Origin of the sequence: Kitasatospora sp. MY 5-36 (assembly GCF_001182915.1) — a bacterium.
In the GTDB taxonomy this organism is placed as follows: Bacteria; Actinomycetota; Actinomycetes; order Streptomycetales; family Streptomycetaceae; genus Kitasatospora.
Window position 1 is genome coordinate 1 of sequence record NZ_LFVW01000883.1, and the last position, 3592, is coordinate 3592.

Sequence of the window (3592 nt, forward strand, 5' to 3'; positions counted from 1 at the left end):
GACCCGGGCAGGACGGCCGGGGCGGCGGCCCGCACCGGCTCCGCGGCCGGGGCCTGCGGCTCGGGCGCGTCCTCCAGCACCAGGTGGGCATTGGTGCCGCTGATGCCGAACGCCGAGACGGCCGCGCGCCGGGGGGTGTCGTCCGCGGGCCGGGGCCAGTCCACCGGCCGCTGCAGCAGCCGCATCCGGCCGGCCGTCCAGTCGACGTACTCCGAGGGCCGCTCGGAGTGCAGGGTGCGGGGCAGCACGCCGTGCCGCAGCGCCATCACCATCTTGATCACACCGGCGACACCGGCCGCGGCCTGGGTGTGGCCGATGTTGGACTTCACCGAGCCCAGCCACAGCGGCCGGTCGTCGGCGCGGCCCGCCGCCTGCCCGTAGGTCTCCAGCAGGGCCTGGGCCTCGATCGGGTCGCCGAGCCGGGTGCCCGTCCCGTGCGCCTCCACGGCGTCCACGTCGGCCGCCGTCAGCTGGGCGTTGTCCAGGGCGGCCCGGATGACGACGCGCTGCGAGCTGCCGTTGGGCGCGGTCAGCCCGTTGGAGGCGCCGTCCTGGTTGACCGCGCTGCCGCTGATCACCGCCAGGACGGGGTGCCCGTTGCGGCGCGCGTCCGACAGCCGCTCCAGGACGACCATGCCGGCGCCCTCGCCCCAGCCCGTGCCGTCGGCGTCCGCCGAGAAGGGCTTGCAGCGGCCGTCGGCGGCCAGGCCCTGCTGGCGGGAGAACTCGCGGAACAGCACCGGGGAGGACATCAGGGTCGCGCCGCCCGCCAGGGCCAGGTCGCACTCCTCGGCGCGCAGCGCCTGCACCGCCAGGTGCAGGGCGACCAGGGAGGAGGAGCAGGCGGTGTCCACCGTCACGGCGGGGCCGACCAGGCCGAGGGTGAAGGAGATCCGGCCGGAGAGCACGCTGTTGGCGGTGCCGGTCAGCAGGTGGCCGGTGGCCTCCGCGAAGTCCAGGCCGGCGTCGCTCCCGTAGGCCGCGGCGGAGGAGTAGACGCCCGTGAACACGCCGGTGCGGGAGCCGTGCAGGGTGGCCGGATCGATGCCGGCGCGCTCGACGGCCTCCCAGGAGGTCTCCAGCAGCAGCCGCTGCTGCGGGTCCATGCGAGGGCCTCGCGCGGGCTGATCCCGAAGAAGGCGGCGTCGAACTCGGCCGCCTCGTACAGGAAGGCGCCCTCACGGGTGGTGGAGCCCGGCAGGTCGGGCGAGTCGTAGAGCCCCGCGGTGTCCCAGCCCCGGTCGGCGGGGAAGCCGGCGACGGCGTCGGCGCCGTCCGCGACCAGCCGCCACAGCGCCTCGGGGCTGTCGACGCCGCCGGCGTAGCGGCAGCCCATGCCGACGACGGCGATGGGCTCGTGCCTGAGCCGGTCCAGTTCCGTCCGGGTGCTGCGCAGTTTGGCCGTCACGACCTTGAGGTAGTCGCGAAGCTGCTGTTCGTCGGCCATGGCGGCCCTGCTCCCCCCGTAGTGAACTGCGAGTCGACGTGCTGACCGCGCGCGTGCACGACGAGCGCGGCCCTGCCACTGGAGTACGTGTTCTTCACGGTGCTGCCACCGCACCGCTCCCGCCGGGCGGGCGGGCACGCGGAAGACCGCGGCCGACCGCTCCTCGCGGCGGCCGCGCTCCTCCCCCGGTGCCCGGCGGTGCTGCGGCGCGGATCCCGCGCGCCTGCCGCGGGATCACTGTCCGGCTCCCGCGCGGTTGCCGCGGGAACGGCGCCCGGCTCCCGCGCGGTTGCTGCTCGGCGCCCGCGCAGGAGTCGGCCTCAGTCCCCGCGGGGCGGGGACGTGCGTGCCGTCAGGAGACGGCCTCGGCCGCCTCGTTGACGGCCTCCTCGCCGCCCTCGGCCGCGGCCGGCTGGGCGGGCACGCTCAGGCCCGGGACGGACAGGTCCGGGACGGCCTTGACGGCCTCGAAGCCGGCCTCGATGGCCTCGGCGAGCGTGGCCGTGACCCCGTCCTCGAATTCGATCCGGGTGACCGGGACGTCGGCGTTCGTCGGGAGGGTGTCGTCGACGAACGCGATGTCGGCGCGGCTCGCCTCCTTCAGGGTGACCTTCTCCTGATCGTTCACTTCTCGGTTCAGGACAAGCGAGAATCGGTGCGTCATGATTGGCCGCTCCTCTGGTGGATGCGAGATTATATTTCAGGCAAGGCGCAGGAATACTGCAGGCCGACTTCGACTTTATCGGCGGTCCGACAAAGGCACAAGATCCGATCGGAATTACGGCGGGGATTAGAAATCGATTAACGCCGACGGGAAATCAGCCGGTCCGGCCGAAACCCCCCGCGAAGCCATTCCCCCCGGCCGGCGCGGCACCCTTCGGGGAAACCCCCGGCGCAATGGCGGCCCGCTTCACCGGGACGGGCTCCTCACCGCGCTCCAGCCGCCGCCGCACATCGAGCGCCGTCGCGGGCGACACCCCGGCCGTCCTGGCCAACTGGCGCAGCGAGGCCTTCGGGTTCTCCCCGAGGAGCTCCGCCACGCGCAGCCGGCCGGCCGCGCCGTTCAACGGGCGGGACTTGCCGTCCCGGCCGATCCGGAATCCGGATTCCGCCACGGATTCCGACAGGCGCCGCAGCTCGGCAACGGTTCGCGCGCCAAGGCCGGTCGACTCCGCGACCGCCCGGTCGGACAACGAGGGATGGGCCTGGAGGATCCGCAACGCCGCCTCGGCGCGCGCGGCCCGCTCCGCCGGCCGGCCGCCCCCGGAGGCCGTTTCGGATGCTCCGACCGGACCTCCCGGACCCCGGCCGCCATCCGCACCGACCGGAGTCGGAGCGGTGCGCAGGCGCTCCCCCATGCTGAACTCCCCCTTCAGAACACGCCGACCCAAGTCCCCATCGCGCCGGTACGACACCACCCGCGGAATCACCGGCAAATTGATTGCTTCATTCGCGGAACCCGGCAGCGGGATTCAGAGCCCAATCCTTCCGCCCCTACCCCCGCCCACCCCTCCGCGGCCGACCGGTGTTCAACTGCGACGCGACATCAGTTGAACACCCGACTGGCCCCCGCCGTCCAAACACCCCCCCGGGGTTCGATCAATATCGAAGCTTTCCGTTGATCATAGGCGCGGCTGTCACGGAAACGCAACACTTTCCTGACCCACCAATTCACGCCATTCCCTGCACCCACATCCATCACAACAGTCACGTCAGTCACATGAGTCACAGAAGCGGAATGCAACATGTCGGATTCCGTTTTCGCACGGTTCGGCCGGATGGTGCCGCCGGGCGCTCATCCGCAGCTGGGGAGGCGTGGGACGGGCGCCGCGGGCCCGGGGGCCTGGAAACGCGCGCTGCCTCCCGCGCACGACGGGAGGCAGGCGGAAGGCGACGGGGCGGCAGGCGAGGGCAGGCAGGCGGTGACGGGGTGTGACGGGCAGGGCCGCCGGGGAAGGGCGGCCATAGGCAAAGGCATTACCCGACGGCGGCCGGGCAACGGCCGACCGGCACACATGGGGAGAGCGCCCGCTCGGCGGCGGGCCCGGTCGGGGGCGCGCAGGCCGGACCGGGCCGCGGGGGAAGGGCGGCCGGAGCTTCCACGGCCGCCCCTCCGGCGGGGTGGCCGTGGGCGGGGGCTCTGCT

General features: G+C 73.4%; 2 protein-coding genes and 1 pseudogene. All 3 read right to left on the reverse strand.

The window, feature by feature from the left end; genetic code table 11:
* Positions 1–1447 (reverse strand): annotated as a pseudogene (locus AE652_RS37695) (type I polyketide synthase); the annotation flags it as partial.
* Positions 1448–1799: 352 nt separating this feature from the next.
* Positions 1800–2075, reverse strand: a complete 276-nt coding sequence (locus AE652_RS37700; protein ID WP_198959456.1) for a hypothetical protein — start codon at positions 2073–2075, stop codon at positions 1800–1802.
* 190 nt (positions 2076–2265) lie between these two features.
* Positions 2266–2805, reverse strand: a complete 540-nt coding sequence (locus tag AE652_RS43290; protein ID WP_143204652.1) for a hypothetical protein — start codon at positions 2803–2805, stop codon at positions 2266–2268.
* Positions 2806–3592 lie beyond the last annotated feature (787 nt).